Here is a 24,104-nt window from a genome sequence, read left to right as displayed (position 1 = left end):
AGATTCCCGTGACATCAAGGAGTAGCCATGGAAGTCCTGCTAGTACTGATACTCCTTGCTGTGACAGCGGGGGTGAGCAGTGCCATCGGTCGAGGCCGGGGCCGGAAAGATGCCGCGGGGACCGCTGCCGCCACAGGCATCGCTGAGCACCGCGCCTACCAGGCAGGCTATCTGGCAGGCCACATGGCCGGCTGGCGCGACGCCGAGGCCAAGATCCACGCTGCAGAGGTGTCGACGCCCCCTCAACCAGCCGATTCGGCTCCGATAACCTACGGGGCCGGGGCCGCCGTGATGCCTGCATCAGCACCACTGCATCCACCGACGCACGTGGCGGCGCCCTTCCCAGCGCAGGCCCCCGCGCACTCAGTGCATCCATCGACGCACGTGGCGGCGCCCTTCCCAGCGCAGGCCCCCAAGCCGCCGTCGGGCGTTCAACCTCCCGCAGTCCCGCAGCGTCCCGTTATGGCCACACAGCCGCAGTGGGCAGCGGGCCAGCAGGTACCGATACATCGGGAAACTCCCGAGGCAGCCGCGGCCCGTAAGGCCAAACGCGACCAACAAAACATCAACGTCACGCTCTATGTAGCCAGTCTTCTCTTGGTCGCCGCGGGTGCCCTCTTTGTGGGGACAAGCCTTCCTGCACTTTTCCGCTTTGCAGGTATCTGCTTCATCACCACCCTGTTCTACGTTGCCGGTTTGGTCATCCATGCCAAAATGCCGCGGTTGCGTCCAGCCGCGGTCGCCTTCGTCGGCACGGGTTTGGCGCTCATTCCCGTGACGGGCCTTGCCATGTACAACTTTGTGCTGCCCAACGGTCCGGCCGCGTGGCTGGTCACCTCACTGCTGGGAACAGCTGTATATGCGTACACCGCGGTTCGCCTGGACAACAAGGTCCTGGCCTTCCTTTCCCTGAGCTTCGTTGTCTCTACCGCGTGGTCCGGAGTTTCCGTGCTGGGCGGCGCTTTGGTCTGGTACTTCACTGCGCTGATCGGAGTCGCCATCGTCCTGACCCTGGGTGCGCTGATTCGTCCGCGGTGGTTGCCACCGCTTTATGTCCGTCCGCTGATGGTGCTCCATCCCTATGTAGTGCCCTTGGTGGCGCTTGCGGTCACGGTCACACCTCACCTCCTGGCCAAGGGTGAGTACCCGCTGGTCATGCTGATGTGCGGCATGTACTTCGCCGTAATGGCCTTCATTCCACAGGCCCGGTACAGACTGCAGCACGCCTACGGAGCGCGCGCAACACTGACGTTGGCGTTGCTGGGAGTGGTGTGGGACGCCACCTCGGACGTCAGTGCAGTGATGCTTGCGGCAGTCATTTGCTGTGGAGTCCAGTCCCTGGGAGTTGCGCTCGGGGGTAAGGGGCTGAAGCTGCGGCACTGGTGGTACGACGCCTTGTCCTGCCTGGGCCTTCAATTGGCGACAGCAGCCATCCTGACAGCGGTTTTGGCCCTCGGGGCTTACGACTTGCCCGCCTACGTTCCACTCAGCGTCACCATGGTGACCGCCATGGTGGTGGGCTGGAAGTTGGGCCACGGCACCGAGTTCGCGCCCGGCGTCGTTCTCGCGGTGTCCCTGCCGTTCATGGGTCTCTTGGGCGCGTGGCCGGTGTCGGCGCTCCTGGCGTCTGCCGCCCTGTACTGGTCAGTGCGGGCGGCTGCTCATCCGGCTTCCTTCCGTCAGCCATTGGTGCTTGCAGCACGACTTGCCGTGACCGTGGCAGCGCCTACCGCGGCTGCCGGCGTCTTTGCCGAAAGCCCGGACAGGATTGCCCTTTCCTTGGTAGCACTTGTGGCTGCGGCTGGAGTGCAGCAACTGGTCAGCGCCTGGCTTGAACGTGCTGGAGTCCACCTTTTGGTTCCGCAGGCGACCCTTGCTGGATTCGGTGGACTCGCAGTAGCGGGCTTGCTCGTCCTGCCGTCTGTGGACCGAGCTGTGGGTCATCCCCTCGTAGGGACCGCGGTGCTGTTGGTGTTGTTCGCAGGTGCAGCCTCGGGTGCTTTGATGTTCCCGCCCACCCGGCAAAGCAAGGCCGTCGTCGGGTCCTGGCGTCCTACCCTGGGCGAGGTCCTGGCCCCGGCTACGGCCGTCGTTGCAGGCGTGGTGGCATCGGCCACGGTGTCGCTGGCGCTGGGTAACGTGGTCCTCCTGGTAGCAGTTGCCTACTTCGCCGCGACCGCCATGCGAATGCCTGTTTCCTCCCACCGCCAGTCCTATTGGTGGCTTGCTCGGGCTGCAGGTACCGTCCTGGCCGGTTCTGCCTACTTTGACGCGAAACGGCATGGCTTCAGCTTCAGCGTGGCTGGCGAGCTACCCACGGTGGCCTTGGTCGTAGCTGCAGCGGGGGCCCTGCAGCTGGTCCTTCCCCTGCGGCAAAGCAGCCGCAGGCGCTTCCCCCGTGCATCCGTGGTCGACGCCGGAGCGGTGGTGACCGTGATGGCGGGAGCCGCCACCGTCCTGACGGTTTCCATGGCCTCAGGGGAGCAATTCCTGCGCGGAGGCTGGCAGCCTGGGGTTGCAGCAATCGCGACGGCACTTGCGGCAATTCTCTGCGGCGTAGTCCTGCGCCGGCATTCGGCAGCATGGCTTTTCGCGCCGGCGGCATTGGTGTTGCTTCTGGCTCTACGGCTCGGAAGTGTGCGGGATGTTGAGATCCTGCTGGGACTCTTCGCGGCCTACAGCGGCTTCATGGTGGCAGCGGCAAAGGGCCGTTTAGTACGGGGCGCCTACATGCTGGGACTCCGTGTTTTGTCTTTGGCCTTCATTGGCGTGCTGGTGGGGGATCTTTCCGGGTCGACCACCACCGTCTCCATGACCTTGGCTGTGGTCCTCGTGCTGCAGCATGCCGTGACCTGGATCCAGAGAAGCCGTGGGGTGGACATCGCCTTCCAGCAGGCCATGGTGTGGGGTACTCTGGCTGCCCAGCTCCTTCTGCCCGCGGCTTACCTGCTGGCAGGGACCTACAACGGCGGCGGCCGTTGGGTGGTCCTTGTCGAGTTGGGACTCTGCGCGGCCTCCGCTGTGATCGCTTGGCGTCTTCTGGGAATCCAGGGAATCCAATACTTCGGTATCCCTGCCGTGGTCGGGGGCGTGATTGCTTCCGGTCCGTCCTTGACGTTCCCGTCGGGCACCTGGTTGTACCAGCCAATGCTGGACAGGGCCCAGGTGCCGGTGGTGCTCCTGGGGCTCGCAGCCGTGCTCGTCGTTGTCCGGGTTGTGCGTGCCACGGTCCGTCCCGGACAAGGTGCCGCCGGCCACGTTGCGGAGCGCTGGTTCTGGTTCATTGCTGCAGTGGCGTTCGTCGTCACCGGTGGTCTGTTGACCCTTGCCGTGTCCTACGCCCTGGCTGGGCTGGCAGTGCTGGTCCTTGCGTCCGTGCTGTTCGCTGCCTCGCACGTTGAGCACTTGCCCGCCCTCTACCTCGGCGCCGCGCCGTCCATGCTGGTTGGTGCCGTTCCCGCCGTCGAAGGTTTGCTGAGGGACATGGCGCCGGGAGTATGGAGCGACTACGCACCATGGCTGGTGGGTGGTGTTGGAACAGCAGTGCTTCTTTACGCCGTGAAGCGGCTCGGAGGAGCAGCAATCAGCGGGGAACCGCTGAGGCGAAACGCCCTGACGGGAACAGCAGCCGTGGCGCTCGCGTCGTCGGCCGCCATTGGTTTGATCAGCGATGAGACATCATGGGTCGGTTTTTTCCTGGTGGTCGCGACCGGTGCGCTGGTAGTTGTTGAGATACCGTACGGCAAGTGGCTTGCTGGAGAAATTGCGGCGCTGGCGTCTTTAGCCGCCCTCCAGCGTGCGGTGCTGTTCGTGGGAGACACTGGGCCGGACTGGTTCTGGACCGTGCAGTGGTACGTCCTGGCCGGGGCTGTTTTAGCAGGGCTGCGCTACATGAGAAAGCAGCGGAGCGAAGGTCTGCTTCGGCTGGTCCTTGCCGCGGGCGCCCTGTCTTTGACATCCTTGGGGACCATCTTTGGCGGAACAGCCCCGCAGCAGTTGTATGTGCTGGTGGGCCACGCGGTGCTTCTGGTCGCCGGGTTGCTGCTGGCCGAACGGGCCATGGTGTGGTGGGGTGCCGTGGGCGTTGCCCTCAGTGTCATGTGGGCGTTGCGCTCGTACGCGTTCGCCATGCTGGCGCTGGTTGCCCTGGCGTTGATTGTCCTGGCAGTGTGGCGCCTGAACCGGAAGCCGCAGCCGCCGGGTGGTGTTCCGCCGCAGAACTTTGCGCCCGGTGGTGTTCCGCCGCAGAATTTTGCGCCGGGCGCCGCCAGTACCGACGGCTTCAACCGGGGCGATGCTTCACCCGACAGTGCTCACCCCGACGGTGTCTACCCGGGCAATGCTTCGCCCGGTAATGCCCCGTGGGGACAGGACAGGGACGGAATCCGATAATCTGGCAGTCTACGAAGAGGAGCGCAGTATGGAATTCCTGATTTTCCTGGCAGTCATTGCCGCCATCGGTGGGGGCGTGCTGTGGGGCCGCAAGAACTTCCGGAGCGAGATTGAACGCGCAAAGCGCATCAGGCGTGCCAACAAGAACAAGTAACCCGTCGTTTTAGCAGGACTGGGCTAGTCAGGCGGCCTACGGTTCTTGGGAGCGGGCCCGCTCCAGTGCACGCAACCAGTAATAGGACTCCTTGGGAGTCCGTTCCTGGGTGTGGAAGTCCACATGGACCAATCCGAAACGCTGTGAGTAGCCAGCCGCCCATTCGAAATTGTCCAGCAGCGTCCAGACGTAGTAGCCGCGCAGATCCACATCCTCGGCAATACCGCCCGGACCTGTCGCTGTCAGGGCGTGGCCGAGGTGCTCAGCCAGGTAGGAAATGCGGTTGGTGTCCTGAACGGGGCCGTCAACGTGGGGCGGCTCCGGAAAACTTGCCCCGCCTTCGGTGATGTACACCGGGGGAAGAGCGTCCCCGTACCGGTCCTTCATTTGACGCAGCAGCAGCGCCAGGTACTCCGGTGCAACGGGCCAGCCGAACCCTGTGGTTTCATACTCCTGGTAGGCGGCCAGGTGGAAGGGAACTTCGCTCATCTCCGGTGACTTTCCGGTGGGGATCTCCGCAGGCCCGGGTCCTGCTGCCACCTTCACGGGGTAGTAGTAGTTGAGCCCGTAGAAGTCCAAAGGTTGGCTGATCAGTTCAAGATCGCCGTCGTGGATGGTGCCGAGTGAGCGGAACCACGGCTTCATGGGCCAGGGTGGCTTGGGGTATTGGCCTAGCAGTATCGCATCGGCATAGATGCGGTTGAGGATCAGGTCCAGCGCCTGCGTCATCAGCCGGTCGCCCAGACTGTTGCTGGCAGACTCGACGGGGCAGTGCATGTTGGACACCCCGATCTGCCCTTTGACGCCGGCGTTCCGCAGGGCCCGGACGGCCATTCCGTGTCCCAGTAATTGATGATGTGCGGCAGGCAGGGAATCGAAAAGCAGTTGCCGGCCCGGGGCGTGCACTCCCAAGGAGTACCCCTGCACGGTGACTGACACGGGTTCGTTCATGGTGACCCAGTGATCAACACGGTCACCGAAGCGGTCTGCAGCGGCGGCGCAATAGACAGCAAAGCGCTCGGCAGTGTCGCGGTTCATCCACCCGCCTGCATGCTCCAGTTCCAATGGGGTATCCCAGTGGAACAGGGTAGCCATGGGGGAGATGCCTGCGGCCAGGAGTTTGTCGATGAGGCGATCATAGAAGTCCAGACCGCGTTGATTGATGGAGCCCTTGCCGCCGGGTTGGATCCGCGGCCAGGACAGCGAGAAGCGGTAGGAGTCCACGCCAAGCTCCTGCATCAACGCGATGTCTTCATCGGCGCGGTTGTAATGGTCGCACGCTACAGTGGGGGAGTCGCCGTCGACTATTGCTCCTGGCTTTTCCGCGAAGGCATCCCAGCCCGACGGACCACGGCCATCAGCGGTCAGTGATCCTTCAATCTGGAAAGCCGCAGACGCCACCCCCAGGGTGAAACCCGGACGCAGGCGCGCGGCAAGATCTTCCACTGAGCCTGAATCCTGGACGGTCATGCACCCATCTTCCTCAGGTGCAGGCGCCCGGGCAATGGTCCTGCAGGGGCCCTTATACCGTCGATTGGCCTTTGCCTCATATTTCCGCCATACTGGATGAGTTGTTCAAGCGCTTCTTCGTGTCCCGATCCGGATAATGCCGGGTGTCAGGGTCCAAGTGGAAGACCAAACATAACCCTGAACCCCATGGAATGCGGTCGAGTCTGCGTGGAAATCGCGACACGCCCGACCGCGGGGGTCGGTGCGCCGGCAGGTTGAGGAACCCGGAATATCCGGATTCAGCTTGTGCGGCGTGTGGTGGTAAATCCTCAAACGCTTCGGCGGCCACATCAACAGGTAAGTAAACAGAGCAGCCCTAACTAGAGCAGCACTAGCTGAAAGAGAGTCAGGCGACATGGCGGGACAAAAAATCCGCATCCGGCTGAAGTCATATGACCACGAGGTCATTGATGTTTCAGCGCGGAAGATCGTTGAGACGGTCACGCGCGCAGGCGCAACGGTAGTCGGCCCGGTGCCGCTGCCCACGGAGAAGAACGTTTACTGCGTAATTCGCTCTCCTCACAAGTACAAGGACAGCCGTGAGCACTTCGAAATGCGTACTCACAAGCGTCTGATCGACATCATCGACCCCACGCCGAAGGCCGTCGACTCGCTTATGCGTCTCGATCTGCCTGCAGACGTGAACATCGAAATCAAGCTCTAGGGAGGTGCTGAGAGACTATGACCGCAACCCGTAACGTAAAGGGCCTGCTGGGCACGAAGCTCGGCATGACCCAGGTCTGGGACGAGAACAACAAGCTCATCCCGGTAACTGTTGTCCAGGCTGACTCCAACGTCATCACCCAGCTGCGCAACGCAGAGGTAGATGGCTACGTCGCCGTACAGATCGGCTACGGCCAGATCGATCCCCGCAAGGTCACCAAGCCGCTGGCTGGTCACTTTGAAAAGGCTGGCGTCACCCCTCGCCGCCATGTAGTCGAACTGCGTACCGCAGACGCCGCATCCTACGAGCTGGGCCAGGAGCTCTCTGTTGAGATCTTCGAAGCCGGCCAGAAGATCGACGTCGTCGGCACCTCAAAGGGTAAGGGCTTCGCCGGTGTTATGAAGCGTCACGGCTTCCACGGCGTTGGCGCTTCCCACGGTGCCCACAAGAACCACCGTAAGCCTGGCTCCATCGGTGGCGCATCCACCCCGAGCCGCGTCTTCAAGGGCCTGAAAATGGCCGGCCGCATGGGCGCCGAACGTCACACCACGCTGAACCTCACGGTTCACGCTGTTGACGTTGAGAAGTCGCTGCTCCTTATCAAGGGTGCCGTCCCCGGCGCCCGCGGCCAGGTCGTACTCGTACGCACCGCCGTGAAGGGAGCCTAGTTCAATGACTAGCACTGTCAAGGTAGACCTGCCTGCAGAGATCTTCGACGTCCAGACCAACGTGCCGCTGCTGCACCAGGTCGTCGTCGCACAGCTCGCTGCTGCACGCCAGGGTACCCACAAGACGAAGACCCGCGCCGAGGTTTCCGGTGCAGGTCGCAAGCCGTTCAAGCAGAAGGGCACCGGCCGCGCCCGTCAGGGTTCAATCCGTGCTCCTCACATGACCGGCGGTGGCGTTGTCCACGGTCCGACCCCTCGTGACTACAGCCAGCGCACCCCCAAGAAGATGAAGGCTGCTGCACTCCGCGGCGCCCTGTCTGACCGCGCCCGCAACGGCCGCATCCACGTCATCGCTGAACTGGTAGCCGGCACCAAGCCGTCCGCCAAGGACGCACTGGCTTCGCTGCGCTCCGTCACTGAGCGCAAGAACCTGCTCGTCGTAATCGAGCGCGCCAACGATGTTGCTGCACTTTCCGTGCGCAACCTCCAGGATGTTCACGTTCTGTACGCAGACCAGCTGAACACCTACGACGTGCTTATCTCCGACGACGTGGTCTTCACCAAGGCTGCTTTCGAGGCGTTCGTCGCTGACAAGGCAAAGAACGAGGAGGCCTCCAAGTGAGCGTAACCACCATCAAGGACCCGCGCGACGTCGTGCTTGCACCCGTCGTTTCGGAAAAGAGCTACGGTCTGATCGACGAAGGCAAGTACACCTTCCTGGTGGACCCTCGCTCGAACAAGACCGAGATCAAATTGGCCGTCGAGAAGATCTTCTCGGTCAAGGTTGACTCGATCAACACCATCAACCGTGCCGGTAAGCGCAAGCGCACCAAATTCGGCTGGGGTCAGCGCAAGAGCACCAAGCGTGCAATTGTCACCCTCAAAGAAGGCACAATCGACATCTTCGGCGGTCCGCTCGCGTAGCGGAGACCACTTTAACGAGGAAATAAATTATGGGAATCCGTAAATACAAGCCGACTACCCCGGGCCGTCGTGGCTCGAGCGTAGCCGACTTTGCTGAAATCACGCGATCGACTCCGGAAAAGTCGTTGCTGCGTCCGCTGCACAAGACTGGCGGCCGTAACAACTCCGGTAAGATCACCACCCGTCACAAGGGTGGTGGGCACAAGCGCCAGTACCGTCTGATCGACTTCCGTCGTCACGACAAGGACGGCGTCAACGCCCGCGTTGCCGAAATCGAGTACGACCCGAACCGCACGGCTCGCATCGCACTCCTGCACTACGTTGATGGCACCAAGCGTTACATCATCGCTCCGAACAAGCTGTCCCAGGGTGACTTCGTCGAGGCTGGTCCCGACGCTGACATCAAGCCGGGCAACAACCTGCCGCTGCGCAACATCCCGGTTGGTACCGTAATCCACGCAGTTGAACTGCGTCCGGGTGGCGGCGCCAAGATGGCTCGTTCCGCAGGTGCTTCGGTACAGCTCGTTGCCAAGGAAGGCCGTTTCGCCCAGCTGCGTCTGCCCTCCGGTGAAATCCGCAACGTTGACGTGCGCTGCCGCGCAACCGTCGGCGAGGTGGGCAACGCCGAGCAGTCGAACATCAACTGGGGCAAGGCCGGCCGCATGCGCTGGAAGGGCGTTCGCCCGACCGTCCGTGGTGTAGCCATGAACCCGGTTGACCACCCGCACGGTGGTGGTGAAGGTAAGACTTCCGGTGGACGTCACCCGGTTAACCCGAACGGCAAGCCCGAGGGCCGTACCCGCCGTCCGAACAAAGAGAGCGACAAGCTTATTGTTCGTCGCCGCCGTACTGGCAAGAACAAGCGATAGGAGCCTGGACACATGCCACGCAGCCTGAAAAAAGGTCCTTTCGTTGACCAGCACCTCTTTGTGAAGGTCGCACGGGAAAACGATAAGGGCACCAAGAACGTCATCAAGACCTGGTCCCGCCGTTCGATGATCATCCCCGACATGCTCGGGCACACGATCGCCGTACACGACGGACGCAAGCACATCCCGGTGTTTGTCACAGAGTCGATGGTCGGGCACAAGCTCGGCGAATTCGCTCCCACGCGGACATTCCGCGGCCATGTTAAGGACGACCGTAAGGGCAAGCGCCGCTAGGCGCCTGACTTTACGTCTTAGACGAGAGAAGGAAAGCAATGGAAGCCAAGGCTATTGCGCGTCACATCCGCGTAACGCCTATGAAGGCCCGGCGCGTCGTCAACCTTGTTCGTGGTAAGCAAGCGAATGAGGCTCTGGCAATTCTGAAGTTTGCCCCCCAGGCAGCTTCGGAGCCGGTATTCAAGGTACTTCAGTCGGCAATGGCCAACGCACGTGTCCTCGCGGACCGTGACGGCGTTGCATTCGACGACAGCGACCTCTTCATCACCGAAGCATTTGTTGATGAAGGCCCGACCATGAAGCGGTTCCAGCCGCGTGCCCAGGGCCGCGCCTACCGCATTAGGAAGCGGACCAGCCACATCACGCTGGTTGTCGCAACCCCGGAGAAAGAGGAGGCTCGCTAAGTGGGACAGAAAGTAAACCCGCACGGGTTCCGACTCGGCATCACCACCGACCACGTTTCGCACTGGTTCGCTGACAGCACCAAGCCCGGACAGCGCTACAAGGACTTCGTCCGCGAGGACATCAAGATCCGTCAGCTCATGTCCACCGGCATGGAGCGCGCCGGCATCGCCAAGGTCGAGATCGAGCGCACCCGTGACCGTGTCCGCGTGGACATCCACACGGCACGCCCGGGTATCGTCATCGGCCGCCGCGGCGCTGAAGCAGACCGCATCCGCGGCGAGCTCGAGAAGCTCACCGGCAAGCAGGTTCAGCTGAACATCCTCGAGGTCAAGAACCCCGAGATGGAAGCACAGCTTGTTGCCCAGGGCATCGCTGAGCAGCTGACTTCCCGCGTGGCTTTCCGCCGTGCGATGAAGAAGGCAATGCAGTCCGCACAGCGTGCGGGTGCCAAGGGCATCCGTGTTGCTTGCTCGGGCCGTCTGGGTGGCGCAGAAATGTCCCGCTCGGAGTTCTACCGCGAAGGCCGTGTGCCCCTGCACACCCTCCGCGCGAACATCGACTACGGCTTCTACGAAGCCAAGACCACCTTCGGCCGCATCGGTGTGAAGGTTTGGATCTACAAGGGTGACGTAACTGCCAAGGAACTGGCTCAGCAGGCAGCTGCTGCTCCGTCCCGTGGCCGTGCAGGAGACCGTCCGGGCCGCCCGGGTGGCGACCGCCGTCGTCGTAACGACCGTCCGGCAGCTGAGGCAGCACCCGCTGCCGTTGAAGCACCGGCCGCTGAAGCTGCTGCTCCCGCAGCAGAAGGAGGACAGGCTTAAATGCTTATCCCACGTCGAGTAAAGCACCGTAAGCAGCACCACCCGGGTCGTTCCGGCGCTGCTACGGGCGGCACCAAGGTCAGCTTCGGTGAGTACGGTATCCAGGCCCTGAGCCCGGCATACGTTACCAACCGTCAGATCGAGTCCGCTCGTATTGCGATGACCCGCCACATCAAGCGTGGCGGCAAGGTCTGGATCAACATCTACCCGGACCGTCCGCTGACGAAGAAGCCTGCTGAAACCCGTATGGGTTCCGGTAAGGGTTCTCCGGAATGGTGGGTCGCAAACGTCAAGCCGGGCCGGGTTCTCTTCGAACTCTCCGGTGTCAATGAAGAGGTAGCTCGCGAGGCCCTGCGCCTGGCAATCCACAAGCTCCCGTTGAAGGCACGCATTGTGCGTCGCGAAGGTGGTGAATAGAAATGGCAGTAGGGTCGAAGGATCTCGCACCCGCACAGCTGGACGGTTTCGACAACGAGCGTCTCGTTGAAGAACTCCGCAAGTCCAAGGAAGAGCTGTTCAACCTGCGTTTCCAGTCCGCCACCGGACAGCTGGAGAACCACGGTCGCCTGCGTGCGGTAAAGAAGGACATCGCACGCATCTACACCGTTCTCCGTGAGCGCGAGCTGGGCATTCGTGCCGAGGTTGCCGCACCGGTTGTGGAAGCCAAGGAAGAAAAGAAGTCCAAGAAGGCTGCCAAGGCTGAAAAGGCCGAGGTTGAAGCTGGAGAGGACGCCAAGTGAGCGAGAAGGAAACTGTGACGGAAGCAGCAGCCAGCGCTGAACAGCGCGGTTACCGTAAGACGCGTCGCGGCTACGTTGTCTCTGACAAGATGGAAAAGACCATCGTTGTTCAGGTTGAAGACCGCGTGAAGCACGCTCTGTACGGCAAGGTTATTCGCCGCACCTCGAAGATCAAGGCTCACGACGAAGAGAACACCGCCGGCATCGGCGACCTCGTTCTCATCTCTGAGACCCGCCCGCTGTCCGCTACCAAGCGGTGGCGTCTGGTGGAGATCCTCGAAAAGGCCAAGTAAATCCGACGCCGGGCATGCCTGGCAGTGATTCACTGGAAAGGCCCGTGTTCCCCAGGGAGCGCGGGCCTTTCCGCATCTCCGGCCGGTTCGGCTTCAGGCCATAAACGTGCTAGGATATTGAGTTTGTATGGCGCCACTTGTGCGCCGTCAACTACCTCGTAAACAATCGTGCCGCTGCATACTGCCCCGCGCAGAGTTTTCTGCAAGGGAAGCTGATGCTTGTGGCACGGGCGTTTAGGCCTGTACTGGCAAAATCCAGGCAGGTCAAGAGACACCCCGATCAACCGTTCCGCAAGGCTCATTCCGTATGCATGATTTCGGTCTGAGAACCGGCGCGACGCAAGGAGTAGAAATTGATTCAGCAGGAGTCGCGACTCAAGGTCGCCGACAACACGGGTGCTAAGGAAATCCTTACCATTCGCGTTCTCGGTGGATCTGGTCGTCGCTACGCAGGCATTGGCGACGTGATCGTCGCTACCGTCAAGGACGCTATCCCTGGCGGCAACGTAAAGAAGGGTGACGTCGTCAAGGCTGTCATCGTTCGTACCAAGAAGGAACGCCGCCGTGCGGATGGTTCCTACATCAAGTTTGACGAAAACGCAGCTGTGATCCTGAAGAATGACGGTGACCCCCGCGGTACCCGTATCTTCGGCCCGGTTGGTCGTGAACTTCGCGACAAGAAGTTCATGAAGATCGTTTCGCTGGCCCCGGAGGTGCTTTAGTCCATGGCTAAGATCAAGAAGGGTGACCTCGTTCAGGTCATCACCGGCGCCAAGCAGGAACGCGGCGGAGACCGCGGCAAGCAGGGCAAGGTTCTGCGCGTATTCCCGGACACCAACCGCGTGCTGGTAGAGGGAATCAACCGCGTCACCAAGCACACCAAGGTCGGTCAGTCGCAGCGCGGCACCAAGACCGGTGGCATTGAGGTCGTTGAGGCCCCGATCCACGTTTCCAACGTTGCTCTGGTTGACCCGTCGACCAAGAAGCCGACCCGTGTTGGTTTCCGTCTCGACACCGTTGAGAAGGATGGCGCTACCAAGACCGTCCGTATCCGCGTGTCCAAGGCCACCGGGAAGGACATCTGATGAGTGAGACACTCGAGACTCCAGTGAAGATCGTTCCGCGTCTGAAGACCAAGTATGCAGAGACCATCAAGAAGTCCCTGCAGGAGGAATTCAGCTACGCGAACGTCAACCAGGTTCCCCGCCTGGTCAAGGTTGTAGTGAACATGGGTGTTGGAGATGCCGCCAAGGACTCCAAGCTGATCGACGGCGCTGTCCGCGACCTCACCCTGATCACCGGCCAGAAGCCGCAGGTAACCAAGGCCCGCAAGTCAATCGCACAGTTCAAGCTGCGCGAAGGCATGCCGATCGGTGCACACGCAACTCTGCGTGGGGACCGCATGTGGGAATTCGTGGATCGTCTGGTTTCGCTGGCTCTGCCGCGTATCCGTGACTTCCGCGGCCTCAACGGCAAGCAGTTCGATGGCAACGGCAACTACACCTTCGGTCTGACCGAGCAGGTTATGTTCCACGAGATCGACCAGGACTCCATCGACCGCGTTCGCGGTATGGACATCACGGTCGTCACCACCGCCAAGACCGATGACGAAGGCCGCGCGCTGCTCAAGGCGCTTGGTTTCCCGTTCAAGACCGAAAACTAACTACGTGACAGGTCCGTCTTCGCAGGCTCTTGAGAGCCGGCGCAGCGGAAACCGGTACGAGGAAGGGCTATAGCCCAAATGACTATGACAGATCCTGTCGCAGACATGCTCACGCGTCTGCGCAATGCAAACTCGGCATACCACGACACCGTGTCCATGCCGTACAGCAAACTGAAGGCACGCGTTGCTGACATCCTGAAGGCAGAAGGCTACATTGCCGGCTGGAAGGAAGAAGACGCCGAGGTTGGCAAGAAGCTGACCATCGACCTTAAGTTCGGTCCGAACCGCGAGCGTTCCATCGCTGGCGTCCGCCGCATCTCCAAGCCGGGTCTCCGCGTTTACGCGAAGTCCACCAACCTGCCGCACGTGCTGGGTGGCCTGGGTGTCGCAATCCTGTCCACCTCTTCCGGCCTCCTGACTGACAAGCAGGCCGGCAAGAAGGGCGTGGGCGGCGAAGTCCTCGCGTACGTCTGGTAACGGGAAAGGAAGAGAATAATGTCACGTATTGGACGTCTCCCCATCACCGTTCCTGCCGGAGTTGAGGTCAAGCTTGATGGCTCCGTCATCAACGTCAAAGGTGCCAAAGGCGAGCTGAGCCACACTGTGGCCAGCCCGATCGAGGTTACCCAGGAAGAGAACACCCTGACGGTCACCCGCCCGAACGACGAGCGCAACTCGCGTTCGCTGCACGGCCTGACCCGCACCCTGATCGCCAACATGATTCAGGGCGTTACCGAGGGCTACGAGAAGAAGCTTGAAATCGTTGGTACTGGTTACCGCGTTCAGGCCAAGGGTTCTGACCTGGAGTTCGCTCTGGGCTACAGCCACCCGGTTAACGTCTCTGCACCCGAAGGCATCACCTTCGTAGTAGAGGGTCCGACCAAGCTCTCTGTTTCGGGTATCAACAAGCAGCAGGTCGGCGAGGTTGCTGCCAACATTCGCAAGCTGCGCAAGCCTGACCCCTACAAGGGCAAGGGTGTCCGTTACGCCGGCGAAGTCATCCGCCGCAAGGTCGGAAAGGCTGGTAAGTAAACCATGGCCATCGCAATTAATAAGAAGCGTACGAACAAGAGCAAGTCTGCTGCACGCAGCCGTCGCCAGCTTCGTATCCGCAAGCGCATCACCGGTACGGCTGTACGTCCTCGTCTGGTCGTCAACCGTTCGGCACGTCACGTATTCGTCCAGGTTGTCGATGACAGCAAGGGTGTAACCGTGGCTTACGCTTCCACCCTGGAAGCTGACCTTCGCGCATTCGACGGAGACAAGACTGCCAAGGCCAAGCGCGTCGGCGAGCTCGTTGCAGAGCGCGCCAAGGCTGCAGGCGTCGAGGCTGTTGTCTTCGACCGTGGCGGTAACAAGTACCACGGCCGCATCGCCGCCGTCGCTGACGGTGCTCGCGAAGGTGGGCTGGCACTGTGACCGTTGAAAATAACGAAAAGGACATTCAGGTGACTGAAGCTGTAGCTGCTGAAGCAACTGAGACCGCACCCGCTGCCGATGACCGCCGCGGCGGACGTCGTGGCGAGCGCGGCGACCGTGGCCAGGGCCGCGGCGACCGTGGTGGCCGTGGTGGCCGCGACGGCGGTCGTGAGGCTGAGAAGAGCCAGTTCGTAGAGCGCGTTGTCACCATCAACCGCGTTGCCAAGGTCGTCAAGGGTGGTCGTCGCTTCAGCTTCACCGCTCTCGTCGTCGTCGGTGACGGCAACGGTATGGTCGGCGTCGGCTACGGCAAGGCCAAGGAAGTTCCCGCTGCTATCGCCAAGGGCGTTGAAGAGGCCAAGAAGTCCTTCTTCCGCGTACCCCGCGTTGGCAGCACCATCCCGCACCGTGTGCAGGGTGAGGCTGCTGCAGGCGTAGTCCTGCTGCGTCCGGCTTCCGCCGGTACCGGTGTTATCGCCGGTGGCCCGGTCCGCGCGGTATTGGAGTGCGTGGGCATCCACGACATCCTCTCCAAGTCGCTCGGTTCTTCCAACGCGATCAACATCGTTCACGCGACCGTTGCCGCTCTGAAGCAGCTCGAAGAGCCCGCTTCCGTGGCTGCCCGCCGTGGCCTGCCGCTGGACGAGGTTGCTCCTGCTGCTCTGGTGCGCGCGCTCCAGAACCAGAAGGCAGGTGTTTAGTCATGGCTAAGAACCTGACTCCCTCCGACGCCAAGTTGGAAATCACCCAGATCAAGGGCGTCATTGGCGCCAAGCAGAACCAGATCGCCACCCTTCGGTCCCTCGGCCTCAAGCGCATCGGACACACTGTTGTCCGCTCCGCTGATGCCGTGACCGTTGGAATGCTGAACACGGTTCCGCACCTCGTGAATGTAGAGGAGGCGAAGTAATGGCAGAGAACAAGACCGCCGCAGAGACTGCTGAGAAGCAGAACGCTCTGAAGGTCCACCACCTGCGTCCCGCCCCGGGTGCCAAGACCGCCAAGACCCGTGTTGGTCGTGGTGAAGGCTCCAAGGGTAAGACCGCTGGTCGCGGTACCAAGGGTACGAAGGCCCGCTACCAGGTAAAGGCTGGCTTTGCCGGCGGCCAGCTGCCGCTGCACATGCGCCTGCCGAAGCTGCGCGGCTTCAAGAACCCGTTCCGGGTTGAGTTCCAGGTTGTCAACCTGGAAAAGCTCAACGAGCTGTTCCCGGAAGGTGGCGCTGTCACCGTTGAGTCCCTGGTTGAGAAGGGTGCCGTTCGCAAGAACCAGCCCGTGAAGGTGCTTGGCACCGGCGACATCACCGTCAAGGTTGATGTTACGGCCCACGCATTCTCCGCCAGTGCTACGGAAAAGATTGCTGCAGCAGGCGGAAGCACCACTGCTCTCTAAGAGCCAGTGGGGCAGATGCCCGTTGTAAAAAAGGATCCCGGTACGCGGGGCTTCGGCCCTGTGTACCGGGATTTTTTTCGTGGTTGAGGACTCTCGATTATTACGACGGCGTCACAAGCAGTTAGACTCGGTTGTTGGGTTTCATTGAGCCCGATCACATCCTTGTACTTTCTACTCAGGAGGACGCTTGCTAAGCGCATTCGGCCGGGCGTTTCGGACGCCTGATTTGCGACGCAAGTTGTTGTTCACGCTGGGAATCATCACAATCTTCCGCTTGGGAGCTTTTATCCCCTCGCCTGGTGTGAACTACCAGAATGTCCAGCAATGCTTGAACACCGGTGACACCTCGCAGGGCATCTACCAGCTGGTTAACTTGTTCAGCGGCGGCGCGTTGCTGCAGGTCTCAGTCTTTGCCTTGGGCATCATGCCCTACATCACGGCGAGCATCATCGTGCAGCTGCTCCGGGTGGTCATTCCCCGGTTCCAGCAGCTCTACGAAGAGGGTTCCTCGGGACAGTCAAAGTTGACCCAGTACACCCGGTACCTCACTATCGCCCTCGGCCTGCTGAACGCCACCACTCTGGTGTCCCTGGCCCGGTCCGGTCAACTGCTCCCGGGCTGCAACCTGCCCATCATCCCCGATGAGAGCATCATGACCACCATCCTCATCATCATCACGTTGACGGCCGGTACCGGCCTCATCATGTGGATGGGCGAGCTGGTGACGGAGAAGGGTGTGGGCAACGGTATGTCGCTGCTCATCTTCACCTCCATCGCTGCAAGCTTCCCGGGTTCGCTGGGTGCCATCTGGGAGAGCAAGGGTCCCGGCACCTTCTTCACCGTGCTGGCTGTCGGTTTGCTGACTGTGGCCTTGGTTGTTTTCGTGGAGCAGTCCCAACGCCGTGTTCCGGTCCAGTATGCGAAGCGCATGATCGGCCGCCGCACAGTGGGCGGTACCAGCACCTACATTCCCATCAAGGTGAACATGGCCGGCGTCGTGCCTGTCATCTTCGCGTCCTCCATGCTCTACCTGCCCGGGCTGATTTCGCAGTTCAACCAGCCGGCGCCAGGGGAGCAGATGGCCCCGTGGGTTGAGTGGATCAACAACAACCTCACCCGTGGCGACCACCCCATCTACATGGCGCTCTATTTCGCCATGATCGTGTTCTTTACGTACTTCTACGTGGCCATCACCTTCAACCCTGAAGAAGTGTCGGACAACATGAAGAAGTACGGCGGGTTCATTCCGGGCATCCGGGCGGGTAAACCGACCGCGGACTACCTGCAGTACGTGCTTTCCAGGATCACCCTGCCTGGAGCCCTCTACCTGGGCTTCGTGGCGTTGATTCCGCTGGTTGCACTCGTCCTGATCAATGCCAACCAGAACTTCCCGTTCGGTGGCACCTCAATCCTGATCATGGTGGGTGTCGGCCTGGAAACCGTCAAGCAGATTGATGCGCAGCTACAACAACGTCACTACGAAGGGCTTTTGCGATGACGAGAATGCTGATCATTGGACCTCCCGGTTCGGGCAAGGGTACGCAGGCTGAACGGATTTCCGAGCGCCTCGGCGTAGTCGCCATTTCCACTGGCGATATCTTCCGTGCCAACGTCAAGGGCGAAACACCCTTGGGCATTGAAGCCAAGAAGTACATGGACGCAGGCGACTTCGTTCCGGACAGCGTTACGAACGACATGGTTCGGGACCGCTTGAGCCAGAGCGACGTGGAGAACGGCTTCCTCCTGGACGGCTACCCGCGTACCACGGCCCAGGTTGATTACCTGGACCAGATCCTCGCCGAAGGCCAGCAGGAGCTCGACGTCGTGCTCCAGCTGACCGCCGATGACGAAGAACTGGTGACCCGTCTCCTTGGCCGTGCCAAAGAGACCGGACGTTCCGATGACAACGAGACCGTGATCCGTCACCGTCTTGATCTGTACCACGAGCAAACCGAAGCCGTTGTGGCCAAGTACGCCGAGCGTGGAATCCTCACGCAGGTTGATGGCATTGGCGGTATCGATGAAGTTACCGATCGTGTCCTCACCGCGATTGAGTCGGCCAAGGCCGTCTAGCTTGTTTTCCACATAGCCGGTTCGCGCGGCTCTGGAGCGAAGGGTGTGTCCCGTACCATTGGTGCGGGACACACCCATTTTTCGTTTCGCGGCAGACTGTTGGGGGAACCGCATGCACACTGCTTTATCTGGGCACAGCCGGATTTCGGGGCTCGAGGTCTACCTGCCACCCGCCCGGCTGGACACGGCCGCCGTCGAGCGCCGTATTGCTGAGCACAGTCCGGGGTTCCGGGTCCCTCAGGGCCTGATCGGTCGCGTCACGGGAATCCGTTCCCGCAGTGTCATGGCTGAAACCGAACAAGCGTCGGACCTGGCGGCCAACGCTGCGGCCAAGGTTATGGCTGAGTGTGGACTGCAGGCTCCGGAAGTAGACCTCTTGATCTTTGCTTCGGCCAGCCAGGACATGGTGGAGCCGGCCACCGGACATATGGTTGCGGCAAAGTTGGGGCTCGCATGTCCGGTCATGGACGTCAAGAACGCCTGCAACAGTTTCCTCAACGGCGTCGAAGTGGGGGACTCCCTGATCGCTGCGGGACGCTATGCCCGCGTGCTGGTGGCCACCGGTGAATCGCCGTCGAGGGCAGTTCGGTGGAAGGTTCCGGACTTTGAGACTTTTGCGTCCAGTTTTCCCGGGTACACCATGAGCGACGGCGGTGCCGCAGTTTTGCTTGAGGCGGCAGACCGGGAGCCGCCAGGTCCCGAAGGGGCGGCCGGAATCCTGTCCATGGCCTTCACGGCGCGGAGCAGCCACTGGTCTGTGGGTACGCTCTCAGCGGGAGGTTCCGCGTTTCCCCGCGATCCGGAAGCCAGCTATTTCAGCATGGACGGTGAAAAGCTGAAGGACGCGTTCCTGGATCTTGGTTCTGAGATTCTTGACCAGACGCTCGAGCGGCTTGACCTGTCATGGACGGACTTCGCAGTGGTGTGTGTTCATCAAGTCAGTGCTCCGTACCGGGCGATCTTCGCTGAGCGTGCCGGTGTTCCCAGTGAGTTGCTGGTCCCTTCCGTGGAGGATTTCGGCAACCTGGCGTCAGTCAGCCTGCCGCTGCAACTGAAACTCGCCATGGACAGCGGACGGTGTGGACCAGGTGACCTCGTCGCGTTGGTGGGATTGGCCGGCGGCGTCAGCCTGGGCATGGCAGTGGTGCGGCTGTGACGGCCATGAACGCACGGCCGGAGCCTGTAAGCCCAGGGCTGGCGAGCAGCGCTCCCACCAGGCCGCTGTGTATCGCTGTTCCGATGCTGAACGAGGAGAAACTGGTACGTCAGACACTGCTGTCCTTGGCGGCCCAAGAGCACAAGGATTTCACGGTTGTTGTGGTAGACAACGGATCCGCTGATAACAGCCGTGGCATCGTGGCTGAGTTCGCCGCGGAACATCCCGGAATGGACATCCGGCTGCTGACCGAAAAGCAGAAGGGTACTGGGGCAGCGGCGGATACGGGCATGCGCTTCGGTGTGGAGCACGGCGCAGTATGGTTGGCCCGCACCGATTCCGATTGCCTTGCAGCTCCGGACTGGACTGCCAGGATCATGGCCGCCTTCGATGACGGGCTGGAACTGATCGCTGGCCAGCTTAATCCGAGGCTTGATGAGGGAATCAGCGCCGGTGAACGGCGGATGATGTTGCTCGCGGTGGAGGTGGCCTCATTCTTTGGTCGTATCCGTCCCGGCAATAAGGGCGAGGGGTACCTGGGGCCGTACCAAATGCTCCCGGGCTGCAACATGGCCATCACCGCAGATATGTACCACCGGTCCGGCGGATTCCCCCGCTCCAGCATCGAAGACCTCCATGAGGACAGGGCACTGTCCAACCGGGTCAGAAAGCTGACCCGGAACTACGCCCTGCGGCGGGATGTTGTGGTATTCGGCTCCTCACGCCGCGTCAAGGCCTGGGGCTTGAAGAACACGCTGGCGTGGTACGCAGACCACCGGTACCGTCCCGAGCACGTGGATATCCGGTGATGGCGGACGTGGCCACGGCCGAGCAATGGGAACGACGCATCCACCTGGGCGCCCACCCTCTGCTGTATCCGATGATTCGAGGTTTGGGCAGCCTCCGTCCGGTGGTCAAGCTGCCAGGGTTGGGGGTGCTGGTCAGTGAAGCCGGCTTGGTTCGTGAGGTCCTCATGGACCAGCAGAGATTTGTCAAGAATGGCCGCTCGGGTTCAGGCGCCCTCTGGACTCCCGTGGTGGGCCCCAAAGCCTTGGTGAACATGGATGGCGAAGACCACAAGAAATTGCGGCAACGCCTCGGTGATCTGTTCACGCCGCGATCGGTGGCCGGGATAGTGGAGCCGGCGGCATCCGCCTTTGAGTCACGAATCGCCAAGGAACTGGACGCGGGACGTTCGGTGGACGTGGTGGAATGCGTGAAGGACCTGGCAGGGGGAGTGATCTCCCGGTTGCTGGGAGTGCCCGACGACGCGCCGGGCAGGCTACCCAACAAGGAACTCTTCAACCTGGGCTCTTCCATTTCCTCGCTTGTCCGCTTGGGGCGTCCCTCCCTGACGGCGCGGCAAATCGCGAAGGGGCGTTCCGCCGTCGGAATCCTGGCAGGACCGGCCAGGGTGGCCTACCGGGAGAGTGACCCCGGGACATTTCCCGGGAGGCTCCGGGAACTCGGCATGAGCGAGGAAGAAGCGATGGGCATCATCAGTGCTTTCGTCATGGTGGGCACCGAAACGCTGGTCTCATTCCTTCCGCGGTTGGTGGCGCTCCTTACGGACAGCGGACGGGTTGAGGAACTGGCCAACCAGCGCTCAACCGTTCCTGCCGTGATCAATGAGGCCCTTCGCTTCACAGTGCCATCGCCCATGATGATCCGGGATGCAGTGGCACCCGGGGTCATTGGAGGGACGGAGGTCCGGGCCGGCGACAGGATACTGCTATCCACCGTCCACGCTGCCAAGAGCCTCCGCGGCTTTGACCCGGCAGAGGCCATACCCCCGCAAGCGCGCCAGCTGTGGTTCGGCGCGGGAGCACACTTCTGTATCGGCATGCCGTTGGCCATGGCCGAGATCAACGCAGCCTTGGACGTACTGCTGGACCGGTATCTTCAGCAACCCTGGACCATCCGGAGCCGCCGTGTCAGCAGAGGTGTTCTCATTCCGGGATACAAGAGTCTGGAACTGGCGAATGTCTGAGGAGACAGTTGAGCAGTCAGCGGGCACTGCCGACCTGATCGCCGCCGTATATGCAGCAGCGGAACGGTTCCCGCAACACCCGGCGATCACAGCCCCAGGCAAAGCACGCCGCATCAGGGGCGTGCGTGGTGCGGAGGCAGTGAAACCCGGACGGACCATCACCTACCGTGAGCTGGTGGACGGGATCGAGGCGACGGCGCTCAGCCTCCAGAAGGACGGATTCGGCTTGGGGGAGCGCATGTTGTTCTCCGTACGTCCCAGCCCTGCGGCGTTTGTCCTGGCCTTGGGCGCTGTGCGGGCGGGTGGCTCGGTGGTGTTTATTGACCCGGGAATCGGTCCTTCCCTCTTTCGGGATCGTGCAGGGCTCGCGTCGCCGCAGTGGGCAGCCTCGGAGTCGCTCCTGTACGCGTTGAGCGCCAAGAGCCCTTTCCGTCCCCTTGCACGGAGGCGGGGCCTGCTTCTCCCCGACTATGGCGCCATGGAGGTCCGCCACTACTACGCGGGACCGTGGTTGCCTGGTGTGCCACGGGGCGCGTCGCCGGTGAGGGCCCTGGCGTCGACGCGGATGGCAACGGGGGATGGCAAAATTGGCGGCGACGCCGTGAATGCGTCCTCGCAGGAAGCCGTCATCATCTTCACATCGGGGACTACCGGTGCTCCCAAAGGCGTGATCCACACCCGGGGATCGCTCGCCGCGGGTTTTGGACAACTCACCACGCGCTGCACCTTCAGGGAAGGCGACAGGGTCCACTCGGAGCAACTCATGATGGGCCTGCCCGCGCTCATTGCCGGTGCGCACTGGACCATGCCGGCGTACGGATTCTCCGCCCACATCGATCCTCTCCGGCTTGCGGGCGAACTTGGGCCTGTGGCCGGCCAAAAAACAGCGTACGACGGCGCCACCCACCTTTTCCTTGTGCCGTCGCAGTTGGCGCCCATCCTGGACTCGATCGAGGAAGGAACGGTCAGGCTGCCGGCATCGCTGAGGACAGTCATGCTTGGGGCGGCGCCGATCCTGGCGCCATTTCTGAAACGGGCCATGCAACTGCTTCCGGGCATCGAGTTCAAACTGATCTATGGCATGACCGAAGCGCTTCCAATCGCCATTGCCGACGGACACGAGAAATTGGCCTTCGCGTCAGGTGCAGAGGCTGAAGTAACGGCCCCCGACGGCACAGGCGAAGGTGACTTCCTGGGGGAGCCGCTGCCCGCCGTCGGAATCCGGGTGGCTGAAGACCACGAACTGTTGGTCCGGGGTCCCAATGTGTGCCACGGCTACCTGGGCGAAGACCCGATGGTGGAGCACGCGACGGGGGACCTCGTCCGGCTGGACCACGGCAGCGCCGGGGCGCCCAGGCTGGTGATGATCGGGCGTAAGAAGGACATGATCATCCGAGGGAAGACCAACATCTACCCGGCACTCTACGAGCCGGTCATTGCTGGGATCCCCGGGGTCCGGCAAGCAGTGATGGTAGGCGTTCCGGATGACGTCGGAGACGAGTCGGTGTGGCTGGCCGTCGTCGCTGCGGCTGGCGAAAGTGCAGCCCTGATGAAGTCGCGGCTTGCCCGAGACCTCCCACGGCTCATCGACGAATCCGCGCTCCCGGACCACATTGAAGTCCTGGAGTCCATCCCGTCCGGTGGCCGGCACCGGAAACCTGACCGTGCAGCATTGCGGCAGGAGTTCGCGTCACGCACCCAGCCAGAGGCAGACTTAGACGCAGCGGGAACACGGTGAAGATTGCAGTCACCGGCGCCACTGGGTTCATCGGGGGAGCCGTGGCCGCAGCTGCGGAGGCCCAGGGATGGGAGGTAGTCCGCTTCGCGAGACAGCACGGACCCGGCCTGAATTACTGGGATCTGACCGGGCTTCCCCCAGGGCGGCTTCCCGGCGTTGACGCTGTGGTGCACGCGGCAGCACACGTTGCCGATTGGGGTCCGTCTGCCCTCTTCCACCGGGCCAACGTCCTGGGCACCCGTGCCGTGGCCGAGGCCTTCGCCGGCACCCGCCTGGTCCACATCTCCAGTTCCAGCGTGTACCCGTGGTGGGAATCATGTGTCAACCGGGCCGAGGATGAGGTAGCCACACGCCACCTGAGTGCCTACGGACGCAGCAAGGCGCTCGCCGACGTCGAAGCCCGTCGCCATGGCAATGCCGTGGCACTGCGTCCGCACGGTGTCTACGGGCCGGGGGACCGGACGCTGCTGCCACGTCTGATCAGCAACATCAGGCGAGGCCATTTGCTGAGTGTCGGACATGCCCAGGTGAAACATCAATTGACGCACGTGGACAATCTGGTGCAAGCAACCCTTGCCGCCTGCCGCTCCGAAATCCGGGGCGCCGTCAACGTGGGGGACGCTGAGCCTGTTGAATTGGGTGGAGTGCTGCGCCAGGTGCTGGACTCCTCTGGATTCCACGGCGTGGACATCAGGTACCTTCCCGAGCCCGCGGCCATGGCTTTAGCCGGCATTTCGGAGGCGGTTTCACGGGCGAGCGGCCGGAATCCGCGGCTCACACGTTACGCGGTGAGCCAACTCGGGAGGGAGCGAACCTACTCCTTGGAACGCCTCCGGCACGAGCTGGGAATCGAGCCAATTTCGACCACAGTCTCGGATGCGGGAAAATGGTTCAAGCACGGAGCCTGATCGGCTCCGTCAGCAAACTTTCCAGAGGAGAA

At 62.0% G+C, this 24,104-nt stretch carries 30 protein-coding genes; 29 read left to right on the top strand and 1 reads right to left on the bottom strand.

Features of this window, described 5'->3' with window-relative positions:
- Positions 1 to 27: 27 nt before the first annotated feature.
- On the top strand, positions 28 to 4,392 hold the full coding sequence (locus ABQM86_RS15190) for a hypothetical protein (protein WP_369744812.1): 4,365 nt from the start codon (positions 28 to 30) through the stop codon (positions 4,390 to 4,392).
- A 28-nt stretch (positions 4,393 to 4,420) separates the two neighbouring features.
- Complete coding sequence (locus tag ABQM86_RS15185) at positions 4,421 to 4,546, top strand: hypothetical protein (protein ID WP_268825391.1); 126 nt, start codon at positions 4,421 to 4,423, stop codon at positions 4,544 to 4,546.
- A 36-nt stretch (positions 4,547 to 4,582) separates the two neighbouring features.
- Here ABQM86_RS15185 and ABQM86_RS15180 read toward each other — a convergent pair whose 3' ends face one another.
- Positions 4,583 to 6,016 (bottom strand): GH1 family beta-glucosidase, encoded by a 1,434-nt coding sequence (locus tag ABQM86_RS15180; protein WP_207594240.1) that lies wholly within the window; start codon positions 6,014 to 6,016, stop codon positions 4,583 to 4,585.
- A gap of 394 nt (positions 6,017 to 6,410) precedes the next feature.
- Between ABQM86_RS15180 and rpsJ the strand changes: the two genes are divergently transcribed.
- The 27 genes from rpsJ to ABQM86_RS15045 all read left to right on the top strand — a co-directional run bounded on the left by rpsJ (position 6,411) and on the right by ABQM86_RS15045 (position 24,072).
- A complete protein-coding gene (gene rpsJ / locus ABQM86_RS15175) occupies positions 6,411 to 6,719 on the top strand; it encodes a 30S ribosomal protein S10 (protein ID WP_003803825.1) in 309 nt (102 codons plus the stop codon).
- A gap of 17 nt (positions 6,720 to 6,736) precedes the next feature.
- Positions 6,737 to 7,387, top strand: a complete 651-nt coding sequence (gene rplC / locus ABQM86_RS15170; protein ID WP_026539807.1) for a 50S ribosomal protein L3 — start codon at positions 6,737 to 6,739, stop codon at positions 7,385 to 7,387.
- Between the two features lie 4 nt (positions 7,388 to 7,391).
- Positions 7,392 to 8,009, top strand: coding sequence for a 50S ribosomal protein L4 (gene rplD, locus ABQM86_RS15165; RefSeq protein WP_018776684.1), 618 nt, complete (start codon positions 7,392 to 7,394; stop codon positions 8,007 to 8,009).
- Entirely contained in the window at positions 8,006 to 8,311 is a 306-nt protein-coding gene (rplW, locus tag ABQM86_RS15160; protein WP_011775593.1) for a 50S ribosomal protein L23, read from the top strand. Before rplD ends, rplW begins: the two co-directional genes overlap by 4 nt.
- 29 nt (positions 8,312 to 8,340) lie before the next feature.
- A complete protein-coding gene (gene rplB / locus ABQM86_RS15155; RefSeq protein WP_207594238.1) occupies positions 8,341 to 9,180 on the top strand; it encodes a 50S ribosomal protein L2 in 840 nt (279 codons plus the stop codon).
- A gap of 12 nt (positions 9,181 to 9,192) precedes the next feature.
- A complete protein-coding gene (gene rpsS, locus ABQM86_RS15150; RefSeq protein WP_011775591.1) occupies positions 9,193 to 9,474 on the top strand; it encodes a 30S ribosomal protein S19 in 282 nt (93 codons plus the stop codon).
- Positions 9,475 to 9,512: 38 nt separating this feature from the next.
- Complete coding sequence (gene rplV, locus ABQM86_RS15145) at positions 9,513 to 9,878, top strand: 50S ribosomal protein L22 (protein WP_011775590.1); 366 nt, start codon at positions 9,513 to 9,515, stop codon at positions 9,876 to 9,878.
- Positions 9,879 to 10,700 carry a 30S ribosomal protein S3 gene (gene rpsC / locus ABQM86_RS15140; RefSeq protein ID WP_011775589.1) on the top strand — a complete coding sequence of 274 codons (822 nt, stop codon included), beginning with the start codon at positions 9,879 to 9,881 and terminating at the stop codon, positions 10,698 to 10,700.
- Positions 10,701 to 11,117 (top strand): 50S ribosomal protein L16, encoded by a 417-nt coding sequence (gene rplP / locus ABQM86_RS15135; RefSeq protein ID WP_003803795.1) that lies wholly within the window; start codon positions 10,701 to 10,703, stop codon positions 11,115 to 11,117.
- A gap of 2 nt (positions 11,118 to 11,119) precedes the next feature.
- Positions 11,120 to 11,440, top strand: a complete 321-nt coding sequence (gene rpmC, locus ABQM86_RS15130; RefSeq protein WP_014922387.1) for a 50S ribosomal protein L29 — start codon at positions 11,120 to 11,122, stop codon at positions 11,438 to 11,440.
- Positions 11,437 to 11,733 (top strand): 30S ribosomal protein S17, encoded by a 297-nt coding sequence (rpsQ, locus tag ABQM86_RS15125; protein ID WP_011775587.1) that lies wholly within the window; start codon positions 11,437 to 11,439, stop codon positions 11,731 to 11,733. Before rpmC ends, rpsQ begins: the two co-directional genes overlap by 4 nt.
- Before the next feature lie 353 nt (positions 11,734 to 12,086).
- Entirely contained in the window at positions 12,087 to 12,455 is a 369-nt protein-coding gene (gene rplN / locus ABQM86_RS15120) for a 50S ribosomal protein L14 (protein ID WP_003803789.1), read from the top strand.
- A 3-nt stretch (positions 12,456 to 12,458) separates the two neighbouring features.
- Positions 12,459 to 12,818 carry a 50S ribosomal protein L24 gene (gene rplX, locus ABQM86_RS15115; RefSeq protein ID WP_062073171.1) on the top strand — a complete coding sequence of 120 codons (360 nt, stop codon included), beginning with the start codon at positions 12,459 to 12,461 and terminating at the stop codon, positions 12,816 to 12,818.
- Entirely contained in the window at positions 12,818 to 13,396 is a 579-nt protein-coding gene (gene rplE / locus ABQM86_RS15110) for a 50S ribosomal protein L5 (RefSeq protein WP_207594237.1), read from the top strand. Before rplX ends, rplE begins: the two co-directional genes overlap by 1 nt.
- A 78-nt stretch (positions 13,397 to 13,474) precedes the next feature.
- The gene (gene rpsH, locus ABQM86_RS15105) at positions 13,475 to 13,873 is read left to right on the top strand and encodes a 30S ribosomal protein S8 (RefSeq protein WP_089595798.1); all 399 of its coding nucleotides are present in this window, start codon (positions 13,475 to 13,477) and stop codon (positions 13,871 to 13,873) included.
- Between the two features lie 18 nt (positions 13,874 to 13,891).
- Positions 13,892 to 14,428 carry a 50S ribosomal protein L6 gene (gene rplF, locus ABQM86_RS15100; RefSeq protein WP_089595797.1) on the top strand — a complete coding sequence of 179 codons (537 nt, stop codon included), beginning with the start codon at positions 13,892 to 13,894 and terminating at the stop codon, positions 14,426 to 14,428.
- Positions 14,429 to 14,431: 3 nt separating this feature from the next.
- A complete protein-coding gene (gene rplR, locus ABQM86_RS15095) occupies positions 14,432 to 14,815 on the top strand; it encodes a 50S ribosomal protein L18 (protein WP_089595796.1) in 384 nt (127 codons plus the stop codon).
- A gap of 29 nt (positions 14,816 to 14,844) precedes the next feature.
- Positions 14,845 to 15,516, top strand: a complete 672-nt coding sequence (gene rpsE / locus ABQM86_RS15090; RefSeq protein ID WP_198318248.1) for a 30S ribosomal protein S5 — start codon at positions 14,845 to 14,847, stop codon at positions 15,514 to 15,516.
- A gap of 2 nt (positions 15,517 to 15,518) precedes the next feature.
- Complete coding sequence (gene rpmD, locus ABQM86_RS15085) at positions 15,519 to 15,725, top strand: 50S ribosomal protein L30 (protein ID WP_089595794.1); 207 nt, start codon at positions 15,519 to 15,521, stop codon at positions 15,723 to 15,725.
- The gene (gene rplO / locus ABQM86_RS15080) at positions 15,725 to 16,207 is read left to right on the top strand and encodes a 50S ribosomal protein L15 (RefSeq protein WP_207594235.1); all 483 of its coding nucleotides are present in this window, start codon (positions 15,725 to 15,727) and stop codon (positions 16,205 to 16,207) included. Before rpmD ends, rplO begins: the two co-directional genes overlap by 1 nt.
- 187 nt (positions 16,208 to 16,394) lie before the next feature.
- Positions 16,395 to 17,705: a preprotein translocase subunit SecY gene (secY, locus tag ABQM86_RS15075; protein WP_207594234.1), complete on the top strand. Its 1,311-nt coding sequence runs from the start codon at positions 16,395 to 16,397 to the stop codon at positions 17,703 to 17,705.
- Between the two features lie 5 nt (positions 17,706 to 17,710).
- Positions 17,711 to 18,280, top strand: a complete 570-nt coding sequence (locus ABQM86_RS15070; protein ID WP_172324492.1) for an adenylate kinase — start codon at positions 17,711 to 17,713, stop codon at positions 18,278 to 18,280.
- A gap of 112 nt (positions 18,281 to 18,392) precedes the next feature.
- Positions 18,393 to 19,436, top strand: a complete 1,044-nt coding sequence (locus tag ABQM86_RS15065; protein WP_369744809.1) for a 3-oxoacyl-ACP synthase III family protein — start codon at positions 18,393 to 18,395, stop codon at positions 19,434 to 19,436.
- Positions 19,437 to 19,441: 5 nt separating this feature from the next.
- Positions 19,442 to 20,245 carry a glycosyltransferase family 2 protein gene (locus tag ABQM86_RS15060; RefSeq protein WP_369746678.1) on the top strand — a complete coding sequence of 268 codons (804 nt, stop codon included), beginning with the start codon at positions 19,442 to 19,444 and terminating at the stop codon, positions 20,243 to 20,245.
- Positions 20,245 to 21,426, top strand: a complete 1,182-nt coding sequence (locus tag ABQM86_RS15055) for a cytochrome P450 (RefSeq protein WP_369744808.1) — start codon at positions 20,245 to 20,247, stop codon at positions 21,424 to 21,426. The genes ABQM86_RS15060 and ABQM86_RS15055 overlap by 1 nt, the downstream gene beginning before the upstream one ends.
- Positions 21,419 to 23,164, top strand: coding sequence for a class I adenylate-forming enzyme family protein (locus ABQM86_RS15050; RefSeq protein ID WP_369744807.1), 1,746 nt, complete (start codon positions 21,419 to 21,421; stop codon positions 23,162 to 23,164). Before ABQM86_RS15055 ends, ABQM86_RS15050 begins: the two co-directional genes overlap by 8 nt.
- Positions 23,161 to 24,072 (top strand): NAD-dependent epimerase/dehydratase family protein, encoded by a 912-nt coding sequence (locus ABQM86_RS15045; protein ID WP_369744806.1) that lies wholly within the window; start codon positions 23,161 to 23,163, stop codon positions 24,070 to 24,072. The genes ABQM86_RS15050 and ABQM86_RS15045 overlap by 4 nt, the downstream gene beginning before the upstream one ends.
- Positions 24,073 to 24,104: the final 32 nt, after the last annotated feature.

The sequence above is a fragment of the Paenarthrobacter sp. AMU7 genome, assembly GCF_041200195.1.
Taxonomy (GTDB): domain Bacteria; phylum Actinomycetota; class Actinomycetes; order Actinomycetales; family Micrococcaceae; genus Arthrobacter.
This window is presented reverse-complemented; position numbering and strand designations above follow the sequence as displayed.